Here is a 22,443-nt window from a genome sequence, read left to right as displayed (position 1 = left end):
CCTAGACGCGGTGCCGACCGATCCGGAGGCCCCGATGCAAGACGCCCCCCGCTCCTTCCAGGAGATCATCCTGCGGCTCCAGACCTACTGGGCCGCCAAGGGCTGTGCTGTGCTGCAACCCTATGACATGGAGGTCGGCGCGGGCACCTTCCACCCGGCCACGACCCTGCGCGCCCTGGGCCCCAACGCCTGGGCGGCGGCCTATGTCCAGCCCTCGCGCCGCCCGACCGATGGGCGCTACGGCGAGAACCCGAACCGCTTGCAGCACTACTACCAGTTCCAGGTACTCATCAAACCGTCGCCGCCCGACCTGCAGGAGCTCTATCTCGGCTCGCTGGAGGCGATCGGCATCGATGCCGGGATGCATGACATCCGCTTCGTCGAGGACGATTGGGAAAGCCCCACGCTGGGCGCATGGGGCCTCGGCTGGGAGGTCTGGTGCGACGGGATGGAGGTGAGCCAGTTCACCTATTTCCAGCAGGTCGGCGGCCATGATTGCCACCCGGTCTCGGGCGAGCTGACCTACGGGCTGGAGCGGCTGGCGATGTATGTGCTGGGCGTCGATCACGTGATGGACATGCCCTTCAACGCGCCCGACGCGCCGCAGCCCCTGACCTATGGCGACGTGTTCCGCCAGACCGAGGAGGAATACGCGCGCTGGAACTTCGACACCGCAGACACCGCCGTCCTGCTGCGTCACTTCGAGGAAGCCGAGGCCCATTGCGCCGAGATCCTCGCCCAAGAGGCGCTGGACCCGAAGACCGGCAAGCGCATCGTCATGGTCCATCCGGCCTATGACCAGTGCATCAAGGCCAGCCACATCTTCAACCTGCTCGACGCGCGCGGCGTCATCTCGGTCACCGAACGGCAGAGCTATATCGGCCGCGTCCGCGCGCTCGCCAAGATGTGCGCCGATGCCTTCCTGACGACACGGGCGGGCGGCTGGTCCGAGGACAGCGCCGCGTGACGCGCCCCCTGCCCTCCATGCCGCCCCAGCGGCCCGAGGGGGCACTGGAGACCTTGCTGGACGCGGGCCGGGGCGCGCCCGGCGCGCTGGGCCATTTCTTCGACCGCAAGCTGCGCAAGCGGTGGCGCCGCCGCCACGCTGGCGCCTTCGACGCGGTGCTGGCGACGATGGGGCCCGGCGACGTGGCGGTGGATCTGGGCGCCAATGTCGGCGCGGTCACGCGCCGCCTCGCCGCCACCGGCGCCACCGTCCACGCCTACGAGCCCGACCCGGAGACGTTCGCGACGCTCGCCGCCAATATCGCCGACCTGCCCAACGTCCATGCGCATCAAGCGGCCGCGGGCGCGCAGGCCGCAATTCTCACCCTGAACCGCTCGCCGCATCTGGCGAAGAACCCCGGCAAATACAGCCAATCCGCCAGCCTCGTCCACGATCTCGGCGGGACCGGCGGCGTCGAGGTCGAGGTGATCGACTTCCCGACCTTCCTCGCCGGGCTCGATCGCGACATCGCCCTGGTGAAGATCGACATCGAGGGCGCCGAGTGGGATCTGCTGGACGCTCTGCGTGCCCACCCCGTCCTGGCGCGCATCGACGCTCTCTTCGTCGAGACCCATGAGCGCCACGACTACCCGCGCCTTCTGCCCCGCCTGCAAGCGCTCCAAGCCTGGGCCGAGTCCATCGACCGCCCTTACGTCAACCTGTTCTGGCACTGAAGCGCGGCCGCGCCTGCTTCTTCTGGCCGAAAATACTCTGGGGGGATTTTCAAGGGGGCCCACGGCCCCCTTGAAGCAGGGAGCGCGAGGGACGGCAGTCCCTCGCCCCCCTACTCCCGCACCACCAGGATCTCACCGAGCGTCTTCTTCACCTTCGCCGCCTTGGGCACCTCCGCCTCCGGCGCGGCATGGCCGCAGGCGACGATCATCACCGCCTTCTCGTTCTCCGGCCGCTCCAGCAACTCGCGGAGGAAGCCCATGGGGTTCGGCGTGTGGGTCAGCGTTGCCAGTCCCGCTTCGTGCAGCGCGGCGATCAGCATACCCGACGCGATCCCCACGCTTTCGGGCACGTAGTAATGCTTCACCCGCGCCCCGTCCGGTCCGATGCCGTAGCGCTGGGCGAAGACGACGATCAGCCAGGCCGCATCCGTCAGATGCGGCTTGCGCCAGTCGGTCCCGAGCGGCCCCAGCGCGTCCAGCCATTCCTGCGAGGCGCCGCCGCCGTAAAAGCGCTTCTCCTCTTCCTCGGCCGCCTCCCGGATGCGGGCCTTCAGCACGGGGTCCGAGATCGCCTCGAAATGCCAGGGCTGCTGGTTGGCGCCGGAGGGGGCCGTCCCCGCTGCGGCCACACAGGCCTCGATCACCGCGCGCGGCACGGGCGTCGGGGCGTAATCCCGCACGGTCCGCCGCGTCCGCAGCCGGTCGCGCACGGCCTCGGCCCGGGCGAGCATCTCCGCATCCGTGACCGTCTCGCTCCGCTCCAGGACATCCATGCCTTGCCGCCGCGCCATCCCGCTCCTCCCGATATCGCGGTCCCGAGCCTACGCCGCGCCCCGCCAGGGCGCCAGCCTCGCTTGCCCCGCCCGGACCCCTGGTGTAGCCCGCCCCCGTTCCTCGCCCCGGAGGCCCTATGGGCAAACTCGTCGCCATTCTGCTGCTCGTTTCGGCCGTCCTCGCCGGCGCCGGCATCTGGTACACCAATACCCGCGCCTTCTACGCGCCGGTGGAGGGGCCGGTGACGCTGACCCTGTCCGCGGGCGGCGATCTGACGGTCCTGCCTGCGCGGGACGTGCAGGCGGTGGCCTCCACCTCCTCGCCGCTGGGCTTTCGCGCCTGCTTCACCCATGACCTGGACCTCGACGCGCTCCGCTTCGACGTGCCCGAGACCGCGGCCCCCACCATCGCGCCGCCCTGGTTCGACTGCTTCGACGCCGAAGCCGTGGCCGCACTGCTGGCCTCCGGCGAGGCGCGCGCGGCGGTGGCCTATGAGAACGTGGCTTACGGCGTCGACCGGATCGTCGCGCTGACCGCGGATCGCGGCTGGGCCTGGCACCAGCTCAACGATTGCGGCGAAAAGGCCTATGACGGCACGGTCGTCGGCGAGGCCTGTCCCGACCGTGACACCTTCCAACCGCTCATCGAAGGCAGCCTCTAGATGCCCGACCTCCTGATCGAGCTCTTCTCCGAAGAGATCCCCGCCCGCATGCAGCGCCGCGCCGCCGCCGACCTAAAGCAGCGGATGACCGATGGCCTCGTCGAGGCCGGCTTGACCTATGCGGGCGCCGTCGCCCACTGCACGCCGCGCCGTCTGGCGCTGTCGGTCCAGGGCCTGACGGCCGAGAGCCCGACCACCAGCGAGACACGCCGCGGCCCCCGGGTGGACGCGCCCGAGAAGGCGATCGAGGGCTTTCTCCGCTCCACCGGCCTCGCCCGCGAGGACCTGACCGAGGAGGAGTCGAAGAAGGGCACGTTCCTGGTGGCCAAGATCACCACCCCCGGCCGCCCCGCCGCGCAGATCGTGGCCGAGGTGCTGGAAGCGACGATACGCGACTTCCCCTGGCCCAAATCGATGCGTTGGGGCGCGGGCAGCCTACGCTGGGTCCGCCCGCTGCGCCGCATCCTCTGTATCCTGACCGACGAGGAAGGGGCGCAGGTGGTGCGGCTCGACATCGACGGCATCCAGGCCTCCGACGTGACCGAGGGCCACCGTTTCATGGCGCCGGAGCCCTTCCGCGTGACCTCCTTCGACGATTACGAAGCCAAGCTGAAGCGCGCTTTCGTGGTCCTGTCCTCCGAGGAACGCGCCGAGCATATCCGCCAGGACATGGGCAATCAGGCCTTCGCCGCCGGGTTGGAGATCGTCCAGGACGAGGGCCTCCTGGCCGAGGTCGCGGGGCTGGTCGAATGGCCGGTGGTCTTGATGGGCCGCATCGGCGAGGACTTCCTGGACCTGCCGCCCGAAGTGCTGCGCAGCTCGATGAAGGAGCATCAGAAATTCTTCTCGGGCCGCGCCAAGGATGGCCGCATCACCCATTTCGTGACCGTCGCAAACCGCGAGACGCCCGACCACGGCGCGACGATCCTCGACGGCAACAGCCGCGTGCTCTCGGCCAGGCTCGCCGACGCCAAGTTCTTCTGGGAGAACGATTTGCGGATCGCAACGGCGGGCGGCGACTGGGCCGCGCCCTGGCTCGACGCACTGTCGAACGTCACGTTCCATGCGAAGCTGGGCAGTCAACGCGAGCGCATCGAACGCATCGCCGCCCTCGCCCGCGAGATCGCGCCCTTGGTCGGCGCCGATCCCGACATGGCGGAGCGCGCCGCGCGGCTGGCCAAGGCCGATCTCAGCTCCGAGATGGTCTACGAGTTCCCCGAGCTTCAGGGCTATATGGGTCGCAAATACGCCGAAGCCGCGGGCGAGCCGCCCGAGGTCTCCGCCGCCGCCGAGGAGCACTGGGCCCCGAAGGGCCCGAGCGACGAGGTCCCCACCGCGCCGGTCTCCGTCGCCGTCGCTCTGGCCGAGAAGCTGGACACGCTCGCCGGCTTCTGGGCCATCGACGAGAAGCCAACCGGGTCGAAGGATCCCTATGCGCTGCGGCGCGCCGCCCTGGGCGTGATCCGCTTGGTTGAAAAGAACGCGCTCGCTCTGCGACTGATCCCCATCATCGGTCAGGGCAATGCCAGTGCGGATGCCACCGACCTCCTCTCCTTCTTCCACGACCGTCTCAAGGTCCATCTCCGCGACGAGGGCATCCGTCACGACGTGATCGACGCCTGTCTCACCGGCGACCGGACGGACGACCTGGCGGATCTGACCGCACGGGCCGGGGCGCTGAACGCCTTCCTCGGCACGGATCACGGGGAAAACCTGATCCAGGGCTACCGCCGGGCGAAGAACATTCTCGACCAGGCCGAGGAGAAGGACGGGGTCGAATACAGCTTCGGCGCCGACCCCAAACTGGCCGAGACCGACGAAGAGCGCGCGCTCTTCGAGGCGCTGGCCGCCGCGCGCCCTGGAATCGACGCCGCGATGCAAGCGGAAAACTACCCGGCCGCCATGGAGGCGCTGGCCGCGCTGCGGGCCCCGATCGACGCGTTCTTCGAGGCCGTGCAGGTCAATGCGGACTCCGACATTCTTCGCCGCAACCGCCTCAATCTACTGTCGGAAATCGTGCAGATCTGCGCCAAGATCGCCGATCTGAGCCGCATCGGATCCTGAGGCGCGACCGGCGGAGCTCCGCGCCGCGCCCTCCATGCATCCCTGCCACAGCCCGCCGTCTCGACGCAGCGGGCTGGACATTCACCATTTGGAATACAATTTGGGGGCATGTAACGTCGACGTGACACCGTTGCCGCAGCGCAGCACTGTGCTACGCTTCGCCCGCGAAGGAGTCGCCCACCATGCTCGACACACCCCGGTTCACCGAAATCACGTCGACTGCGGATATCCGGGCGTCGCGCCACGGCTCTCGTGCCAAATGTCTGCAACGGCTGATCCGGATGGACTTGCCGGTCCCGCAGACCGTCGCGCTGCCTTTCGAGACCGTGCGCGAGGTCGCGCGCGGCGACATGCCCGATCTCCATACGCTGATCTCGCTCTTCGACGGACAGCCGCTTTTGCTGTCGGTGCGGTCCTCCTCGGAGATGTCGGATTGGGGCGGGCCGGGGGCCGTGCTCAATATTGGGATGAACGACACCGCCCATGCCTGGCTGTCGAACACCCTCGGCCATCAGGCCGCCGACGCGCTCTACCTGCGATTCATCAAGAGCTTCGCCATCGAGGTGATGCGCCTCGACGAAGAGCCCTTCGCCGAGATCACAACGCCGGCCGCCGCCCGCGCGACCTATGAAGACGAGATGGACGAGCCCTTCCCGCAGGCCATCGCGGATCAACTCGGCGCCGTGCTCCGCGCCATGGCCCGCGCCTGGGACGGCACCTCCGCCCGCCTGCTGCGCCAGGCGCAGGGGGCGCCCGCCGAGGCGGGGCTGGGGCTTGTGGTGCAGCGCATGGCGCAGGGGATGGGCGCCGGACAGTCGGGGGCGGGCGTCGTGCAATTCGTCAACCCGGCCACGGGCGAGCCGCAGGTCACCGGGCGCTATATGGGACAGGCGATGGGCCGCGACGCGCTGCTGGCCCGGGACAAGGCGCTCTACCTCACCGAAGACCCGCGCGGCCCGTCCCTGCAAGACCTGCTTCCAGAGGTCTATCAGGAGCTTATAGAGATCGGCGACGCCTGCCGCCGCCGTCTGCGCGAAGAAATGCAGGTCGAGTTCACCATCGACCAGGGACGGCTCTACGTGCTCGACGCGGTGCGCTGCCCGCGCGAATCGCGCGCCTCGGTCGCCATCGCGGCCTCGCTCGCCCGGGATGGGATCATTCCGCGCTCCGAGGCGCTGCTGCGCGTTCCACCCGCCACGCTGAGCCGGCTGCTGCACCGCCAGATCGCCCCCTCGGCGGAGCGCGAGGTGCTGGCCCGCGGCGTCGCCGCCAGCCCGGGCGCCGCCGCGGGGCGCATCGTCTTCGACTCGGCCGCCGCTCAGGCCTCCGATGCCCGCGACGAGGCCTGCATCCTGGTCCGGCGCGAGACGACGCCTGACGATGTGCGCGGCATGCATGCCGCAACCGGCGTACTGACGGAGCGCGGAGGCTCCACCTCCCATGCCGCGGTGATCGCGCGCGGTCTGGGCCTGCCTTGCGTGACTGGAGCCACCGGCCTCACGATCTCGCGGCGCAAGCGCGAGATGCGCCTGCCGGATGGCCGGGTGCTATCCGAGGGGGATATGATTACGATCGACGGCTCCTCGGGCGAGGTGATGGCCGGCGAGGTTCCGACGCTGGAGCCCGCGCTAGATGGCGCCTTCGGCGACTTCATGGCCTGGTCCGACGATGTGCGCGACATCGGCGTGCGGGCCAATGCCGACACGGTGGCCGACGCGACGCTGGCCCGCACCTTCGGCGTGGACGGCATCGGCCTGTGCCGGACCGAGCATATGTTCTTCGACCCGGCCCGCCTGACCGTGATGCGCGAGATGATCTTCGCCGAGAGTTCGACGGACCGCGCCGCCGCGCTGGAGCGCCTCTTGCCGATGCAGCGCGACGATTTCACCGAACTCTTCACGCTGATGGCCGGCCTGCCGGTCTGCATCCGCCTGCTCGACCCGCCCCTGCACGAATTCCTCCCATCCGAGGGCGAGGGCGAACGCGCGCTTGCCGCCGCGCTGGACCGCCCCCTGTCGGAGGTCAAGCAACGGGGCGCCGCGCTGCGCGAATACAATCCCATGCTGGGGATGCGGGGCGTGCGCCTGGGCGTCGCCGTCCCCGAGATCTACGAGATGCAGGCCCGCGCCATCTTCGAGGCGACGGTCGCCGCGTCGCGCGATGGGGCCGAGGTCGTGCCCGAGATCATGATCCCCCTCGTCACCGCCCGCCGCGAGGTGGAGTTGGTCAAGCGCCGCATCGACGCCGTCGCCGCCGCCGTCCAGGCCGAGACCGGCACACGCTTCAACTTCCGCCTGGGGGTGATGGTGGAGACGCCCCGCGCCGCCTTGCGGGCGGGTGAGATCGCCGAGACCTCGGCCTTCCTGAGCTTCGGCACGAACGATCTGACGCAGATGACCTACGGCCTGTCGCGCGATGACGCGGGGCGGTTCATGTCGACCTATGTCAACGAGGGGGTCTACCCCGAGGACCCGTTCCAGACGCTGGACATCGACGGCGTGGGCGAACTGTTGCTGCTGGGCGCCGCGCGGGGGCGGCAGGCGCGGCCCGATGTGACGCTGGCGCTGTGCGGAGAGCATGGAGGCACCCCGGAGGCGATCAATTTCTGCCGACTCGCGGGGTTCGACTATGTCAGTTGTTCCCCGTTCCGGGTGCCAGTCGCCAAGCTCGCCGCGGCACAATGTACCATTTTGGCCACTAGAACGGCGAAATAGTGCCGATTCGCCACGTTGATGGGCAAAGATCGGCGCAAATTCGCACGAAGCGCCGAGCCGGGCGCGGCCCTAGCGGTTGAAGATCGGGCCATGCCACGCCAGACGACCGCCCGGGCCGGGGCGATCGTAATGGTTCTCTAAGACCGATCGTCTAGGCCGTGTACGGGAACGGTTGGGACGGATCACGATATGTTCAAGTCTGCCATCGGTGCGGTGTCCGCTGCGCTCCTCATCTCTTTTTCCATCCCCACCGCCAGTAAGGCTCAGGCCACGCTGGCCAGCCTCGCGGCGCCTGGGGCCGTGGCCGTCGGCGCGCTCTCGAACCGGACCGCTCCGCTGGCCGATTTGTCCGAGTCCAAGCGCAGCCTCTTTGGCGATCGCGGCGCGGCGCCCCTGCTGGGGGGCAGGGCTCCGCGCCAGGACGATGAGATCGACGCCGCCAAGCTGGCGGCGATGCCGTCGGCCTCTGGCGGGGCGCAGTGGACCTGCCTGACGGAAGCGATCTATTTCGAAGCGCGGGGCGAGTCGGTCGAAGGCCAGGTCGCCGTGGCCGAGGTCATCCTGAACCGCGTCGACAGCCCGCGCTATCCGAGCACCATTTGCGGCGTCGTCAATCAGGGCACCGGCCGGCTGCATGCCTGCCAGTTCAGCTATACCTGCGACGGCCAGCCCGAGGTCGTGGACGAACCCCGCGCCTGGGAGCGGGCGGGAAAGATCGCACGCCTTCTGATCGATGGGCATGACCGCCTGCTGACCGACGACGCGACCCATTACCACGCCGACTATGTCGAGCCCCATTGGGCCGCCGTCTATCCGCAGACGGCGCGCGTCGGCCGTCACCTCTTCTATCGCTACATCCCCGGCGCCTGACGCGTCGCAGATCGGCATCGGAAGGGCGGTGGGGGACTTTCCCCTGCCGCCCGTCCGTGCTTTGGGGCGCCTGTTCATCAGGGGAGCCGCCCATATGACGACGCAATCGGACCGCGCCGCGTTGGACGTGGCTTTCGCCGACCCGCTGACGCGGGCCGAAGCCGATCCTGCCGCGACCCCGCGCGACCGCATCGCCTTGCGCGAGCATATCCGCGAGGTGGAGATCGGCGCCTTCCAGCAGGAGCGCGGCGTCACCCAGCGCATCCGCTTCGACATCGTCTGCGAGGTTACGCTCGATGCAGAAGCCGTCGCAGATGACGATGTCGACGGCATCCTGAGTTACGACACGCTGATCGACGCGATCTCGGCGGAACTGGAGGCCGAGCGGGTCAACCTGCTCGAAACGCTTGCAGAACGCATCGCCACCCGGATCCTGTGGCAACCCCATGCCGCGCGCGTCTTCGTGCGCATCGACAAGCTGGACCGGGGCCCGCATGTGCTGGGGATCGAGATCGTCCGCTCCCGCACGGACGCGCCGCAGACAGCCGCGCTCGAGGGCGCGGCGCCGCGCCCGCGCGTCGTGCTGCTCGGGCCCGGCATGGCCGAGGCCCCCGGCCTGCCGGCAATGATCGACCGGCTGACCGCGGCCGACGCCCCGGCGATCCTCTGCGTCACGCCCGATTTCAGTCCGCCCCGCGCTGGCGCGCCACTGGCCCAGCGCCGCATCGATTTGCTGGCCTTGGAACAAGCGGCCTGGCAACTTGCGGCGCGGGACGCGCGCTGCGTCGTCATCGACAGCCGGACCGAGCTCGACTGGGCGCTGCGCCAAGGCAACCTCTCGGTCTGGGCGCCCTCGCGTATGATCCTGGATGCGACCGAGGGGCCGGGCGGGGCCGATCCGTTGGCGCTGACGCGCTGGCTGGCGGAGGCGTTCGACGCGGTGGAACTGGTGCTGGTGGGCGCGGGCCCCGGCCGCGCGCATGAGCGGGCGGTCGCCACGCCCGAGGCGCTATGATCCGCCTGCGCCCCCTGCCCTCGCCGGAGGCCGCCGCAGAGGCGCCGCGCCTCGCCGGTGGCTGGCTGCGCTTCGACCGGGTCGAGCTGCTTGAGCGGGGGCGCGCGCCGCAGGTTTTGCCCTGGTCCGAGATCCCCGCGCCGGACCTCGCCCGCCTGACCGCCCCGCGCCCGCCGCTCGCGGGCCTGACCCTCGACCGTCCGCGGATCATGGGCATCCTCAACATCACGCCCGACAGTTTTTCCGATGGCGGCCGCCATCTCGATCCCGCGGATGCCCTGGCCCGCGCGGAGGCCCTGGCCGCCGCCGACATCCTCGATATCGGCGGCGAGAGCACGCGGCCCGGGGCGCAGGCCGTGCCCGCCTCCGAGGAAACGGCGCGCATCCTCCCCGTGGTCGAGGCCCTGCGCGACCGTCGCCTCTCCATCGACACCCGCAAGGCCGCGGTGGCCCGCGCGGCGCTCGCGGCGGGGGGCGACATCGTGAACGATGTCGCGGCGGGCGCGTACGATCCGGCGATGTTCTCCACGGTGGCGGAAACGGGCGCGCCGATGATCCTGATGCACAGCGTCGCGACCCCGGAGACGATGCAGGACGACCCGCGCTATGACGATGTGATCCATGACGTGATGGACGCACTGGCCGCCCGCATCGCCGCGGCCGAGGCCGCCGGGATCCCGCGCGCGCGGCTGGTCGTGGACCCGGGCATCGGCTTCGGCAAGACGCGGGCGCATAACCTTGCGCTCCTGCGCCGGATCGGGGTGTTCCACGACCTCGGCCTGCCCGTCCTGCTGGGCGCCTCGCGCAAACGTTTCATCGGTGACATCGGCGGCGCGCCCCAGGCGGAGGACCGCGCATCGGGCACCCTGGCCGTCACGCTGGCCGCCGTGGCACAAGGCGTCCAGATCCACCGCGTGCATGACGTCGCCCCGGTGGCGCAGGGCTTGGCGCTGTGGCGCGCCGTGACGGAGGAGTGACGATGGGCCTGTTCGGAACCGACGGCGTGCGCGGCCGCGCCAACGAGGGCAACATGACCGCCGAGATGGCACTGCGCCTTGGGGCGGCGGCGGGCCGCTACTTCCGGCGGGAGCCCGGCGGCGGCGGCGTGGCGCATCGGGTCGTCATCGGCAAGGACACCCGGCAATCGGGCTACATGTTGGAGAACGCGCTGACGGCGGGGCTCACCTCCACCGGGATGAACGTCCTGCTGCTCGGCCCGGTGCCGACCCCCGCCGTGGGGATGCTCGCCCGGTCGATGCGGGCCGATCTGGGCGTGATGATCTCGGCCAGTCACAACCCGGCCGACGATAACGGGATCAAGTTCTTCGGCCCCGACGGCTTCAAGCTGTCCGACGAGGCAGAGGCCGAGATCGAGCGGCTCGTCGCCGAGGGCGTGCGCCTGGCCGAGGCTCCGAATATCGGCCGCGCCAAGCGGATCGATGACGGGCTTGGCCGCTATGTGGAGCATGCCAAGCGCTCCATCCCGGCTGGCATGTCGCTGGAGGGGCTGCGCGTGGTCATCGACTGCGCCAATGGCGCGGCCTATCGTGCCGCGCCCGAAGTCCTGGCCGAACTGGGCGCGACGGTGCTGCCGATCGGCGTGGCGCCCAATGGGCGCAACATCAACGACGCCTGCGGCTCGACCCATACGGAGGCGGCGGCCGAGGCGGTCGTGGCACTCGGCGCCGATGTCGGGATCGCGCTCGACGGCGACGCGGACCGGGTCATGGTGCTGGACGCCCAGGGCCGGGTCGCCGATGGCGACCAGCTCATGGCGCTTTTCGCGACCCGCTGGGCCGCGGAGGACCGGCTGCGCGGCTCTGCCCTGGTCGCGACGGTGATGTCGAATCTCGGGCTGGAACGCTATCTCGGCGGCCTGGGCATCGGCTTGCACCGCACCAAGGTCGGCGACCGCCATGTCGTCGAAGCGATGCGGCGCGGCGGCTACAATCTGGGCGGCGAGCAATCGGGCCATATCGTGATGACCGATCACGCCACGACCGGCGACGGCCTGATCGCGGGGCTGCAATTCCTCGCAGAGATGGTGCAGACGGGCCGCCCGGCAGCCGAGTTGATGCAGAGCTTCGAGCCGGTGCCGCAACTGCTGGAGAACGTGCGCTTCGCCAGCGGCGCGGCGCCGCTGGAGACCGCCGAAGTCCGGGCGGTCATCGCCGAGGCGGAGGCCGCGCTGCGCGGGTGCGGGCGATTGCTGATCCGGAAGTCAGGCACCGAGCCGCTGATCCGCGTGATGGCGGAATGCGAGGACGAAGCCCTGCTCCGCCGCGTGGTCGACACCGTGGCAGGCGCGGTGCGCGACGTGGCCTGACGGCGGCGCGGCCGACCTCGGTGGAGGGGGGCTCTGCCCCCCGCTTTCGCCCCCCCGGGATATTTCTACAGGGAAGAAGGAGGGGTAGCGCTAGAGGACCAGTGCGGCGGCCAGACCGAGGGCGGCGGAGAGGGCCAGGGTCTCCAACAGGCCGCGCTTGAGGCCGAGAAGCCAAAGGAAGGCGAAGGCGGCCAGGGCGGCGGCGATCGGGTCGAGGCTGCTCCAGGCGGGGATCGGGGGCCCGATGCCGGCGTCAGAGACCTCGCGGAACAGGACGTGGATCGCGAACCAGAGCGACAGGTTGGCTATAACCCCCGCCACGGCCGCCGACACGAGGTCGAGCGCGCCGCGCAGGCGGGGCATGGCGGTCAGACTTTCCAGGTGGGGGGCGCCGGCGAAAATCCACAGAAAACAGGGGGCGAAGGTCGCCCAGAGGGTCACGAGCGCGGTCAGGAGCGCCAGCCCCACCTGCGCGCCGCCGAGCCAGCCGGTGAAGACCGTCACCAGGATCAGGGGGCCGGGCGTCGTCTCGGCGAGGCCCAAGCCGTCGATCATCTGATCGGGCGTGAGCCAGCCCTGCACCTCCACCGCGTTCTGCGCCAGCGCGGCCAGCACGGCATAGGCGCCTCCGAAACTGACCATTGCGAGCCAGCTGAAGAACAGCCCAGCCTCGGCGGGGACGGAGCCCGGGGCGATGGCGATCAGCAGCAGCAGCGGGGCCCACCAGATCGCGAGCCAGGTGACGACGGTCCGGCCCGTGCCGGTGACGGATGTCCGGGGCGCGACGGCGGGAGCGGTCGGACCGGCAAGACCCAGCAGCAGCGCGGCGCCCAACACGGCCCAGAACGGCACGTCCAGCACGTAAAGCGCCAGGAAGGCGAGCGTGGCGACGGTAAGCGGCAAGCGGCCCTTCAGCGCCTTTTCCCGCAATTTCCAGAGCGCCCCTGCCACGATGGCGAGCGCCGCCGCCTTGACGCCAAGGAACGCGGCTTCGACCAGGGGGAGGCGGCCGAAGGACAGGTAGAGGGCGGCGAGCGCCATCATCACCACCGCCCCCGGCAGCACGAAGAGCAGACCGGCGAGCAGCCCCCCCGCCGTGCCGCGCAGGCGCCAGCCGGCATAGGTGGCGAGTTGCATCGCCTCGGGTCCCGGCAGCAGGGTGCAGAAGCCGAGACCGCGGAGAAAGCCATCCTCGTCCAGCCATTGGCGGCGCTCGACCAGTTCGGAATGCATCAGCCCGATCTGCGCGGCGGGGCCACCGAAGCTGAGAAGGCCGATCTTGCCGAAGCAGCGGAGCATCTCCGCGGTCGAGGGCCTGTCGCTTTGGGTCACGGGGGGCGCCCTCTGGCTGGGAACGCATTGCTTGGATCATGCGGGCGGCGGCACGGTCAAGCGCCTGCCGCCCGGCGTCATGGAACCGTCACGCGAACGGCAGTCTCAGCCCGGATGAACCAGCGTGCCAAAGAGCCGGGGTTCGAGCGTCTCGGCCTCGAACAGCGCGCCCGCGGTCAGGACGGAGACGGCGTCATGGCTGTGCAGGCTCTCCTGGTGGGAGGCGACGACACGGTGGTCGCCGGTGCCCGGCAGCGCCGTGAGCCCCTCGGAGAAGAGCCGCGCCGCGTCCTCGACGAAGATCGGGTTGGCGGCGTTGAGTTCGGCGAAGGCCTGTTCGTCCTCGCGCTTGACCATGACCTGCGTCTCGGTCGGCACCTGCGCGCGGCAGGTGTCGATGATGTCCTCGATGGTGGCGTCACCGGTCACCTCGACCGAGAGCCGCGCGACGGAGCGCTGGGAATGCGGTGTCGCCAGCTGGCCGCGGGTGCGGCGGGCATGTTCCGACAGTTCCAGCGAGCAGGGGCAGGTAGACGAATACACGTAGTCGAGATGCAGGATGCGACGGCGGGCCCCTCCGCTCTGCACGACCTCCATGGCAACATCGTAATACTGCCAGCCGGTCAGGCCGGAGCGCAGCGATCGGACCTCCAGCGGCAGGGAAAAGCGCAGCAGCAGGCGCGCATCGAAGCTGTCCAGATCCGTCAGGTAATCGTCCAGCGCGGCCTCCACCACGTCGAAATCCGTCAGGGTTTCGGCATGGCTGTAGAAGCTGCGCATGATGCGGGACATGTTGATGCCCTTCTTCCCCGCCTCCAGGGAGACGGTGCCCGTCACCGACACCTCGGCCAGATGCGCACCGCCCCGGGTGGCGATCCGCATCGGCAGGCGGAAGTTCGAGATGCCGACATGCTGGATCCGGCGGTTCGACCCGCGGATCAGGCTGGCGGGGCCGTTTTGCAGGTCGGGCAGCGTGGCGCGGTAGGCCTCGCCCGTCTGGATGATCGGATAGTCTGAGGACAGGTCCGGATAGAGATCGACCTTCGTCCCGCCTGCATCTGCGTACCTTCTGAGCAGGTCGAGCGCGGCTTGCGCCTCCGCTTCTGTCGGCTCGCGGTCAATATCCGGTGTGTGGACGTTCATGCGTCCCTCCCTTCGGTTCGCGCGTGGAATACGAAACCGGGCACCGCCCGGCCTCTCCCCACCCCTTTGTTCAAACCCACTTACGGGGCAGCGGAATGGATGGATCACTCAGGATCCTTGCCGGACCTGCGACATTTAGGCCAGGGCGCGGGCCATGTCGGTCGCCGGGATCACGATGCCGTCGCGGGTTTGCGGCGCGGGCGCGATCACGGTCCAGCCATGGCGGGCCAGGAACGGCCGCGCCATGTCGGAGGCCCGAACGGTCAGGCGCCGCAGGCCCTGCGCGGCGGCGTGGTTCTCCAGAACGGCAAGCAGCGCGGCGGCGGTGCCGGTTCCCCGCATTTCGGGCAGGACATAGGCCATGTCGAGATAGCCATCGGCGCGCAGCGTCAAGAAACCGGTGACGCGCCTGCCCTCCTCCGCGACCCAGACCGCCTGCTCCCCGAGCCGCGCGGCGAAGGCCGAGGGCTCGGGGCGGGCGGGCAGCCACGCGCGGCGTTGGGCCTCGCTGTAGCGGGGGGCCGCGCCCTCCTGCACGCCGCGCCAGAAGATCTCGGCGATCTCGGGCCAGTCGGCGTCGCGGGCGCGCCGAATTTCGCGGAGGATCATGCCGCGTCCAGCGCGGCCAGCACATCCGCGATCAGATCCTCGGCATCCTCCAGCCCGACCGACAGGCGGACGAGGCCGGGCGTGATGCCCAGCGCGGCTTTCTGGTCGTCCGGCAGGCGCTGATGCGTGGTGGTCGCGGGATGGGTCACGATCGACTTCGCGTCGCCTAGGTTGTTCGAGATCGTCACGATCTCCAGCGCATTGAGGAAGCGGAACGCGGCCTCCTTGCCGCCGGCCAGGTCGAGCGACAGGACCGTGCCGCCCTGCTCCATCTGCGCGCGGGCCAGCGCCGCTTGCGGATGCGAGTCGAGATGGGGATGGATGACGCGGGCGAGCTTCGCGTGCCCCTCCAGCCGCTTTGCCAGTTGGAGGCAGGTCGCGGCCTGGGCGCGCACGCGCAGGTCCATCGTCTCCAGGCCCTTCAGCATCACCCAGGCGTTGAACGGGCTCATCGCGCCGCCGGTATGCTTGAGGTAGGGCTCGGCCACCTTGCGCACGAATTCCTTGGTGCCGCAGACGACGCCGCCAAGGCAGCGCCCCTGCCCGTCCACATGTTTGGTGGTGGAATAGACGACGACATCGACGCCCAGCTCCACCGCGCGCGAGAAGGCGGGCGTGGCGAAGACGTTGTCGCAGATCACGAGCGCGCCCGCGTCATGGGCGAGCTTGGACACGGCGGCGATGTCGATCACTTCCAACGTGGGGTTCGACACGCTCTCGAAGAACACCGCCTTGGTATCGGGGCGGATCGCGGCTTTCCAGGCGGCGAGATCGGTGCCGTCTACCAGGGTCACCTCGACGCCGTAGCGGGGCAGCACCTCGTCCAGGATGTAGAGGCAGGAGCCGAACAGCGCGCGCGCGGCCACCACATGGTCCCCCGCCTTCAGCATCGAGGTCAGCGCGCCGTTGACCGCCGCCATGCCCGAGGCGGTGGCAAAGGCGTCCTCGGTGCCCTCCAGCGCGGCGATGCGATCCTCGAACATGGCGACGGTGGGGTTGCCGTAGCGGGCGTAGATGAACTCCTCGCGGCCCGCCTCCAGGAAGCGGGCCTCGGCCTGCTCGGCGCTGTCGTAGACGAAGCCCTGGGTCAGGAACATCGCCTCGGACACCTCGCCATATTGCGAGCGGCGGGTGCCGGCATGGACGGCCAGCGTGCGGGGGGAGCGGGGACGGGACGGAATGTCCTTCATGGCGGGCCTCCTTCGGGCCGGAACAACGCACCTGTCGGGAAGCGGGCGGGAGCCCGGAACCTCTTTAGCGGTTTCTTTCACGAGGGCCGCAAGCTGGTACAAATCCCCTCGACGGGGTCGCTACCCGGCAGAGCCGCAGCGGTCAAGATCCCGTGCTCGACGAGGGGGGCGAAGATGGTGCTGCGGACCACTGCGGATTGTCGCGGATCGGAGGCGCGCGCGCCTCCCCGGCGGGGCGTTCGGTGGGAGACGCGGAGCCTCATTCGCGCATGTCACACGGGCTTGGGGCCGCGGGATGAGGGCCGCGCGGGTGCCGGCCGATCCGCCGCACGCGCGCCGTGGCCGCGATGCAGCCGCCCGAGACCGGAGCCCGCCCGCCCCCTTTGCCGTCGCGTTCGAAACGCGCCCGCGGGCTTGCAAACGCGGCCCCTTGGGACGAGGCTCCGCGCCGCAACCGCCTGAGAGAGACCACCATGACCGCCCCGATCGACCTCTATTTCTGGCCGACCCCAAATGGCTGGAAAGTCTCCATTGCCCTGGAAGAGATGGGCCTGCCCTATAAGACGCATCTCATCGATATTGGCGCGGGCGATCAGCATACGCCGGAATTCCTCGCCATCTCTCCCAACAACAAGATGCCCGCCATCACCGACCCGGACGGGCCGGACGGCGCGCCGATCTCGATCTTCGAAAGCGGCGCCATCCTGCAATATCTGGCGCGCAAGACCGGCCTCTTCACCGGCCCGACCGAGCGCGACCGCATCGCCGTCGACCAATGGCTGATGTGGCAAATGGGGGGCCTGGGGCCGATGGCGGGCCAGGCGCATCACTTCCTGAAATACGCGCCGGTGGACATCCCCTATGCCAAGGACCGCTACAGGAACGAGACGGGGCGGCTCTACCGGGTGATGGACACGCAGCTGGGCAAGCACGAATACCTCGCAGGCGACTTCTATTCCATCGCGGACATGGCCTGCTGGGGCTGGGCGTCGCTATGGGAGGGCCAGGAGCAGACGCTGGACGACAAGCCCAACCTCGCCCGCTGGCTCAAGACGGTCGGGGAGCGGCCGGCGGTAAAGGCGGGACGCGCGCTCTATGCCGAGTTGCGCGGCACCACGCGGGGCAAGGACAGGGACGCCCAGCTGTTCGGCAAGCGGGACTGACGCGCGATTGCGGGCTGGCCCCGCGATCCCCATCTGACCTAGGGTATGCAGGACAACGGGCGGGGAAGCCATGAAGGCGGGGAAGCCATGACGTCGACCGGAATGCAGAAGATCGCCTTCGCCGCGCTGGCCGTGCTGGTGGCGCTGGCCGGGCTCGGCGTGCTGGACGGCGGAGGTCTCTGACCATGGCGCAACGCTACGAAGGCCGCTTCAGCCCCGGGGCTGACGGCAAGACGGCGGTAAGCCCGCCTCCGCCGATGTCGTCGCCCTTGCCGGGGCGCGCGCGAACCTCGGTTCTGATGGTCCTCGCCGCATTGCCCGCGATCACGGCCTTCTTTCAAGACGGGGCCGTGGCACTCGCCGGCAACCTCGCGGCGGCGGCGGCGCTATTCGGCGGGGCCTGGCTGACCCGCGAAGGCATGAAGGCCGAAGCCGCCTGGGCCGCCCGCAAGATCGCCCGGCGTCCGGCCGTCCCGCGTAAGATCCTGGGCGCGGTGCTGACCGGCGCGGGCGTGGCGCTGGCGACGATGACGGGCCTCAGCGGGCTGATCGCGGGCATCGTCTATGGCGGGGTTGCGGCCGCGCTCCATCTCGCTTCCTTTGGCCTGGACCCGTTGTCGGACAAGGGGATGGAGGGCATCGACACCTACCAGACCAACCGCGTCGCCCGCTCCATCGAGGAAGCGGAGAAATATCTCGCGGCGATGCAGGACGCGGTGCGCCGCGCCAAGGACCGCGAGGCAGAGGCCCGCGTCGCGCGCGTCGTGGCCCGCGCCCGCCAGATGTTCCGCACCGTGGAGGAAGACCCCCGCGACCTCTCGGCCGCGCGCAAATTCCTGGGCGTCTATCTGATGGGCGCGCGGGACGCGACCGCCAAGTTCGCCGACCTCTACGCCCAGACCCGGGATGCCACGGCCAAGAGAGAATATTTTGCGCTGCTCGACGATCTCGAGCGCGGCATGGACGCCAAGCGCGAGACGCTATTGATTACCGACCGCACCGATCTCGACGTCGAGATCGAGGTCTTGCGGGACCGCCTTAAACGGGACGGCCTGCCTGTAGGAGAATAAGGGATGAACACCGAGACCCGCACGAAAGCCGCCGCCGAGACGGCCGAGATCGACCAGCTCGCCGCGACCGCGCTGGCGGAGCCGGTAGACCAGATCGTGCCGCTGGAGACCGCGCCTGAGCCGGTGCAGGCCGACATCCGAAAGCGCATGGACGAGATCGACATGGCCGACAGCCAGTCGATCATCTCCTTCGGCTCGGGCGCGCAGGCGGAGCTGCAACAGATCAGCCAGGCGATGTTGCAAGACGTGAAGTCCAAGGATGTCGGCCCCGCCGGCGACAGCCTGCGCTCCATCGTCTCCACGATTCGCGGCTTTTCGGTCAGCGAACTGGACGTCCGCCGCAAGCAATCCTTCTGGGAAAAGCTGATCGGCCGCGCCGCGCCCTTCTCGCAATTCGTGGCCAAATACGAGGATGTCCAGGATCAGATCGACCGCGTGACCGAGGATCTGCTGCGCCATGAGCATATGCTGCTCAAGGACATCAAGTCGCTCGACAAGCTCTATGAGAAGACGCTGGTTTTCTACGAGGAATTGGGCCTCTACATCGCCGCGGGCGACGCGAAGCTGGGGGAACTCGACACGACCGTCATCCCCGCCAAGGAAGAAGCGCTCGCCGCCCTGCCCGAAGGCGACAAGATGCTCGGCAGCCAGGAGTTGCGCGATATGCGCGCGGCCCGCGACGACCTGGAGCGGCGGGTCCACGACCTCAAGCTGACGCGCCAGGTTACAATGCAGTCCCTGCCTTCGATCCGGCTGGTGCAGGAGAACGACAAGAGCCTCGTCACCAAGATAAACTCGACATTGGTCAACACCGTCCCGCTTTGGGAAACCCAACTGGCTCAGGCGGTCACGATCCAGCGCTCCCGCGAGGCGGCCTCGGCCGTACGCGATGCCAACGACCTGACCAACGAGTTGCTGACCTCGAACGCCAAGAACCTGCGCGAGGCCAATCAGGTGGTCCGCTCCGAGATGGAGCGCGGGGTTTTCGACATCGAGGCCGTCAAACAGGCCAACGAGCATCTGCTGGCCACGATCAACGAGAGCCTCCAGATCGCCGACGAGGGCAAGGCCAGACGCGCCGCCGCCGAAGAGGAGCTGCAACGGATGGAGACCGAGTTGCGCAACACGCTGGCGGCGGCCTCCGCCCGCCGCGAGGGCGCAAACGACACCTCCGGCGCGGCCGCCCCCTCCAACTGATGCGCGTGGCTGCCGCCCTGGCGATGCTGCTGCTGACCGCGTGCCAGACCACGGGTGATGTCGTGCCGCCCACGCCGCTGCCGGAGGCGCCCGCGCCGCCCCAGCCGCAGACGGCCATGCCCGCGCGCCCGGCTGTGATATCGGAAGAAAGCAACTCGGCCCGGGTCTTCTATCGCCGTCTGGAGCAACGCCGCCTGACTGAGGGCCTCATGCGCCGAGACGGCGGAGGGATCGACGCCCGCTTCGATGCCGAGGATCTCGCGCGCAACTTCGAACGGATCGCCTTCCGCTCGGAACTGTCGTTCAGCGGAGGCGGCATGTCGACCCATGGCGGCACGCGCGCGGCTGGTCTCACGAGATGGGAGCGCCCGATCCGCATGCAGCTCCATTTCGGCGAAAGCGTCGATGGCCGGATGCGGGCCCAGGAGCGTAGCCGCATCAGCGCCTATGCCGCACGCCTCAGACGGCTCACCGGGCATCCGATCACGATTGTGGGGTCGCGTGGGAATTTCCACGTTTTCGTCTCCGATATCGAGGAACAACCCCGCCTCGGCCCCCGCCTGCGCGAGGTGCTGGGCCCGGACATGGTCCGGCGCGCCGTCACCGTGGCCGCGCTCGGCCGGCAGGTCTACTGCGCCGTGCTCAGCTGGCCCTCTCGGGAGAAGGATTTCGTCAACGCGACCACGGTCGTTTTCGTGCGCACGGAACTGCCCGACCTGTCGCGCCAAGCCTGCTACCACGAAGAAATCGCCCAGGGCATGGGCCTGGGCAATGACAGCGACGAGGCGCGCCCGTCCATTTTCAACGACGACGACGAGTTCGCGCTTCTGACGACGATGGACGAGCATATGCTGCGCATCCTCTACGATCCCCGCCTGCGTCCCGGCATGTCCGCCGACCAGGCCCGCCCCATCGTCCGCCGCATCGCGCGGGAGCTTGTCCCCAGCCCAGGCTGATTTCGTGGCGCAAGCCGCACCCGCCCACTATATTCGAACCGATATCATCGCAGGAGACCCGTCATGCCCATTATGGACTTCCTCAAGGGCCAGTTCATCGACGTCATCGAGTGGACGGACGACACCCGCGACACGCTCGTCTACCGCTTCGAGCGCTACGGCCATGAGATCAAGTATGGCGCCAAGCTCACCGTCCGGGAGGGCCAGGCCGCCGTCTTCGTCCATGAAGGGCAGTTGGCCGATGTTTTCATGCCCGGTCTCTATATGCTCGAGACCAACAACATGCCGATCCTGACCAGTCTCCAGCATTGGGATCACGGCTTCAAATCGCCGTTCAAGTCCGAGATCTATTTCGTCTCGACCACCCGGATGGGCAATCTCAAATGGGGCACCAAGAACCCGATCACCCTGCGCGACCCCGAATTCGGCCCCGTCCGCCTGCGCGCCTTCGGCACCTACGCGATCAAGGTCAGCGACCCGGCCAAGTTCCTGACCGAGATCGTCGGCACCGACGGGGAGTTCACCCGCGACGAGATCCAGTATCAGATCCGCAACATGATCGTTCAGGCGGCCTCGCGCGCGCTGGCCGCCAGCCGCATCCCGGTGCTCGACATGGCTGCGAACACGGACGATCTGGGCAAGATCGTCGCCGAGCAGATCAGCGCCACCATCACCGAATACGGCATGACGGTGCCGGAGCTCTATATCGAGAACATCTCTCTCCCGCCCGCGGTGGAGGAGGCGCTGGACAAGCGGACCTCGATGGGCGTGATCGGCGATCTGTCGAAATATCAGCAATACGCCACCGCCGAGGCGATGCAGACCGCGGCGGGCACGACCAATTCCGGCATGGGCGCGGGGCTCGGCATGGGGATGGGCATGGGGATGGCCAATGCCATGGCCCAGACCGGCCCCTGGGGCGCACAGCAGCAGGCCCCCGCGCCGCAGGCCGCCGCCGCGCCGCCTCCCCCCCCGCCGGTGGAGCATGTCTGGCACGTCGCCGAGGCCGGACAGACCAAGGGCCCCTTCTCCAAGGCGCGGCTGGGCCGGATGGTGACCGACGGCGAGGTCACGCGCGAAACCTATGTCTGGACCCAGGGCCAGGACGGCTGGAAGCGGGCAGAGGACGTTCAGGAACTGGCCCAGCTCTTCACCGTGATGCCCCCGCCCCCGCCGCCCGGCGTCTGAGATGGCGCGCGGCCCCGAGGCGTTGCGCCCCGCGGTGATGGCGCTCCACTGGGCGACGCTGCCCGCCATCGTCGCTTGGCTCGCCGCCGGCCTGCCGGGCTGGCTGGTGGCGCTCCACGCGTTCGCCTGGACAGGGGCCAGCGTGGTCTGGGGCCTCCGGGGCGGCCCCTCGCCCGCCCTGACAGGCACCCTTCGGCGCGCGGCCTGGCTGACCCACCCCGTCCTCCTGGCGATCTACACGGGTGGGGCGCTCCTGGCCGCCCTCGACGCCGCGCTGGCCCGGCCCCTCCTCCTCGCGACCCTCGGGCTGGGCGCGCTCCACGGCACTTTCAATCTCTGGCGCAGCAGCGTCCTGGGTGACGGAAGCCTCCGCCGGATGCTGCCCAAGGCGATGCATTGATGTCCGTCCTTCTTCTGGCCGGAAATACTCTGGGGGGTTCTCCAAGGGGGCCCACGGCCCCCTTGGACCAGGGGGTGCGGGGGGCGGGAGC

Annotated in this window: 20 protein-coding genes and 1 riboswitch; of the genes, 15 read left to right on the top strand and 5 right to left on the bottom strand. The window is 69.3% G+C overall.

The annotated features are described in order from the left end of the window. Positions 1 to 34 precede the first annotated feature (34 nt). Together DTQ71_RS13345 and DTQ71_RS13340 are read left to right on the top strand one after the other, a co-directional pair. Positions 35 to 967 (top strand): glycine--tRNA ligase subunit alpha, encoded by a 933-nt coding sequence (locus tag DTQ71_RS13345; RefSeq protein ID WP_109564777.1) that lies wholly within the window; start codon positions 35 to 37, stop codon positions 965 to 967. Further along, positions 964 to 1,680: an FkbM family methyltransferase gene (locus DTQ71_RS13340; RefSeq protein ID WP_146204858.1), complete on the top strand. Its 717-nt coding sequence runs from the start codon at positions 964 to 966 to the stop codon at positions 1,678 to 1,680. Before DTQ71_RS13345 ends, DTQ71_RS13340 begins: the two co-directional genes overlap by 4 nt. Positions 1,681 to 1,790: 110 nt before the next feature. On the opposite strand, the gene DTQ71_RS13335 is transcribed toward DTQ71_RS13340, so the two are convergent. Then, positions 1,791 to 2,471: a nitroreductase family protein gene (locus DTQ71_RS13335; RefSeq protein WP_109564775.1), complete on the bottom strand. Its 681-nt coding sequence runs from the start codon at positions 2,469 to 2,471 to the stop codon at positions 1,791 to 1,793. A 119-nt stretch (positions 2,472 to 2,590) separates the two neighbouring features. On the opposite strand from DTQ71_RS13335, the gene DTQ71_RS13330 reads away from it, so the two are divergent. From DTQ71_RS13330 to glmM, 7 genes are all read left to right on the top strand, one after another. Further along, the gene (locus tag DTQ71_RS13330) at positions 2,591 to 3,115 is read left to right on the top strand and encodes a DUF6446 family protein (protein WP_109564774.1); all 525 of its coding nucleotides are present in this window, start codon (positions 2,591 to 2,593) and stop codon (positions 3,113 to 3,115) included. Continuing rightward, positions 3,116 to 5,179 carry a glycine--tRNA ligase subunit beta gene (glyS, locus tag DTQ71_RS13325; protein WP_109564773.1) on the top strand — a complete coding sequence of 688 codons (2,064 nt, stop codon included), beginning with the start codon at positions 3,116 to 3,118 and terminating at the stop codon, positions 5,177 to 5,179. A gap of 182 nt (positions 5,180 to 5,361) precedes the next feature. Continuing rightward, on the top strand, positions 5,362 to 7,893 hold the full coding sequence (locus DTQ71_RS13320; protein ID WP_109564772.1) for a putative PEP-binding protein: 2,532 nt from the start codon (positions 5,362 to 5,364) through the stop codon (positions 7,891 to 7,893). Between the two features lie 189 nt (positions 7,894 to 8,082). Beyond that, positions 8,083 to 8,763: a cell wall hydrolase gene (locus DTQ71_RS13315; RefSeq protein WP_109564771.1), complete on the top strand. Its 681-nt coding sequence runs from the start codon at positions 8,083 to 8,085 to the stop codon at positions 8,761 to 8,763. 94 nt (positions 8,764 to 8,857) lie between these two features. Further along, entirely contained in the window at positions 8,858 to 9,778 is a 921-nt protein-coding gene (locus DTQ71_RS13310) for a dihydroneopterin aldolase (protein WP_109564770.1), read from the top strand. After that, positions 9,775 to 10,755: a dihydropteroate synthase gene (gene folP / locus DTQ71_RS13305; RefSeq protein WP_109564769.1), complete on the top strand. Its 981-nt coding sequence runs from the start codon at positions 9,775 to 9,777 to the stop codon at positions 10,753 to 10,755. The genes DTQ71_RS13310 and folP overlap by 4 nt, the downstream gene beginning before the upstream one ends. After that, positions 10,752 to 12,104: a phosphoglucosamine mutase gene (glmM, locus tag DTQ71_RS13300; protein WP_109564768.1), complete on the top strand. Its 1,353-nt coding sequence runs from the start codon at positions 10,752 to 10,754 to the stop codon at positions 12,102 to 12,104. Before folP ends, glmM begins: the two co-directional genes overlap by 4 nt. 90 nt (positions 12,105 to 12,194) lie before the next feature. On the opposite strand, the gene chrA is transcribed toward glmM, so the two are convergent. The 4 genes from chrA to metZ all read right to left on the bottom strand — a co-directional run bounded on the left by chrA (position 12,195) and on the right by metZ (position 16,378). After that, a complete protein-coding gene (chrA, locus tag DTQ71_RS13295; protein WP_109564832.1) occupies positions 12,195 to 13,403 on the bottom strand; it encodes a chromate efflux transporter in 1,209 nt (402 codons plus the stop codon). A 138-nt stretch (positions 13,404 to 13,541) separates the two neighbouring features. Beyond that, entirely contained in the window at positions 13,542 to 14,579 is a 1,038-nt protein-coding gene (gene folE2, locus DTQ71_RS13290; RefSeq protein WP_109564767.1) for a GTP cyclohydrolase FolE2, read from the bottom strand. A 135-nt stretch (positions 14,580 to 14,714) separates the two neighbouring features. After that, positions 14,715 to 15,188 (bottom strand): GNAT family N-acetyltransferase, encoded by a 474-nt coding sequence (locus tag DTQ71_RS13285; protein ID WP_109564766.1) that lies wholly within the window; start codon positions 15,186 to 15,188, stop codon positions 14,715 to 14,717. Next, complete coding sequence (gene metZ / locus DTQ71_RS13280) at positions 15,185 to 16,378, bottom strand: O-succinylhomoserine sulfhydrylase (RefSeq protein WP_109564765.1); 1,194 nt, start codon at positions 16,376 to 16,378, stop codon at positions 15,185 to 15,187. Before metZ ends, DTQ71_RS13285 begins: the two co-directional genes overlap by 4 nt. A gap of 43 nt (positions 16,379 to 16,421) precedes the next feature. Beyond that, positions 16,422 to 16,498: riboswitch (SAM riboswitch) on the bottom strand. Positions 16,499 to 16,851: 353 nt separating this feature from the next. Here metZ and DTQ71_RS13275 point away from each other — a divergent pair. The 6 genes from DTQ71_RS13275 to DTQ71_RS13250 all read left to right on the top strand — a co-directional run bounded on the left by DTQ71_RS13275 (position 16,852) and on the right by DTQ71_RS13250 (position 22,352). Beyond that, on the top strand, positions 16,852 to 17,541 hold the full coding sequence (locus tag DTQ71_RS13275; protein WP_109564764.1) for a glutathione S-transferase N-terminal domain-containing protein: 690 nt from the start codon (positions 16,852 to 16,854) through the stop codon (positions 17,539 to 17,541). Positions 17,542 to 17,726: 185 nt separating this feature from the next. Further along, positions 17,727 to 18,611 carry a 5-bromo-4-chloroindolyl phosphate hydrolysis family protein gene (locus DTQ71_RS13270; protein WP_109564763.1) on the top strand — a complete coding sequence of 295 codons (885 nt, stop codon included), beginning with the start codon at positions 17,727 to 17,729 and terminating at the stop codon, positions 18,609 to 18,611. A 3-nt stretch (positions 18,612 to 18,614) separates the two neighbouring features. Then, positions 18,615 to 19,808: a toxic anion resistance protein gene (locus tag DTQ71_RS13265; RefSeq protein WP_109564762.1), complete on the top strand. Its 1,194-nt coding sequence runs from the start codon at positions 18,615 to 18,617 to the stop codon at positions 19,806 to 19,808. Next, positions 19,808 to 20,764 (top strand): DUF2927 domain-containing protein, encoded by a 957-nt coding sequence (locus DTQ71_RS13260; protein ID WP_109564761.1) that lies wholly within the window; start codon positions 19,808 to 19,810, stop codon positions 20,762 to 20,764. Before DTQ71_RS13265 ends, DTQ71_RS13260 begins: the two co-directional genes overlap by 1 nt. 63 nt (positions 20,765 to 20,827) lie before the next feature. After that, positions 20,828 to 21,952, top strand: a complete 1,125-nt coding sequence (locus DTQ71_RS13255; RefSeq protein WP_109564760.1) for an SPFH domain-containing protein — start codon at positions 20,828 to 20,830, stop codon at positions 21,950 to 21,952. Position 21,953: 1 nt separating this feature from the next. Further along, positions 21,954 to 22,352 (top strand): hypothetical protein, encoded by a 399-nt coding sequence (locus DTQ71_RS13250; RefSeq protein WP_109564759.1) that lies wholly within the window; start codon positions 21,954 to 21,956, stop codon positions 22,350 to 22,352. The last annotated feature ends 91 nt before the right edge of the window (positions 22,353 to 22,443 follow it).

Origin of the sequence: Jannaschia seohaensis (genome assembly GCF_900116765.1) — a bacterium.
Classification (GTDB): Bacteria; Pseudomonadota; Alphaproteobacteria; order Rhodobacterales; family Rhodobacteraceae; genus Jannaschia; species Jannaschia seohaensis.
Note: the sequence above shows the minus strand (reverse complement) of the source record. Positions and strands in the feature narration are given on the sequence as shown.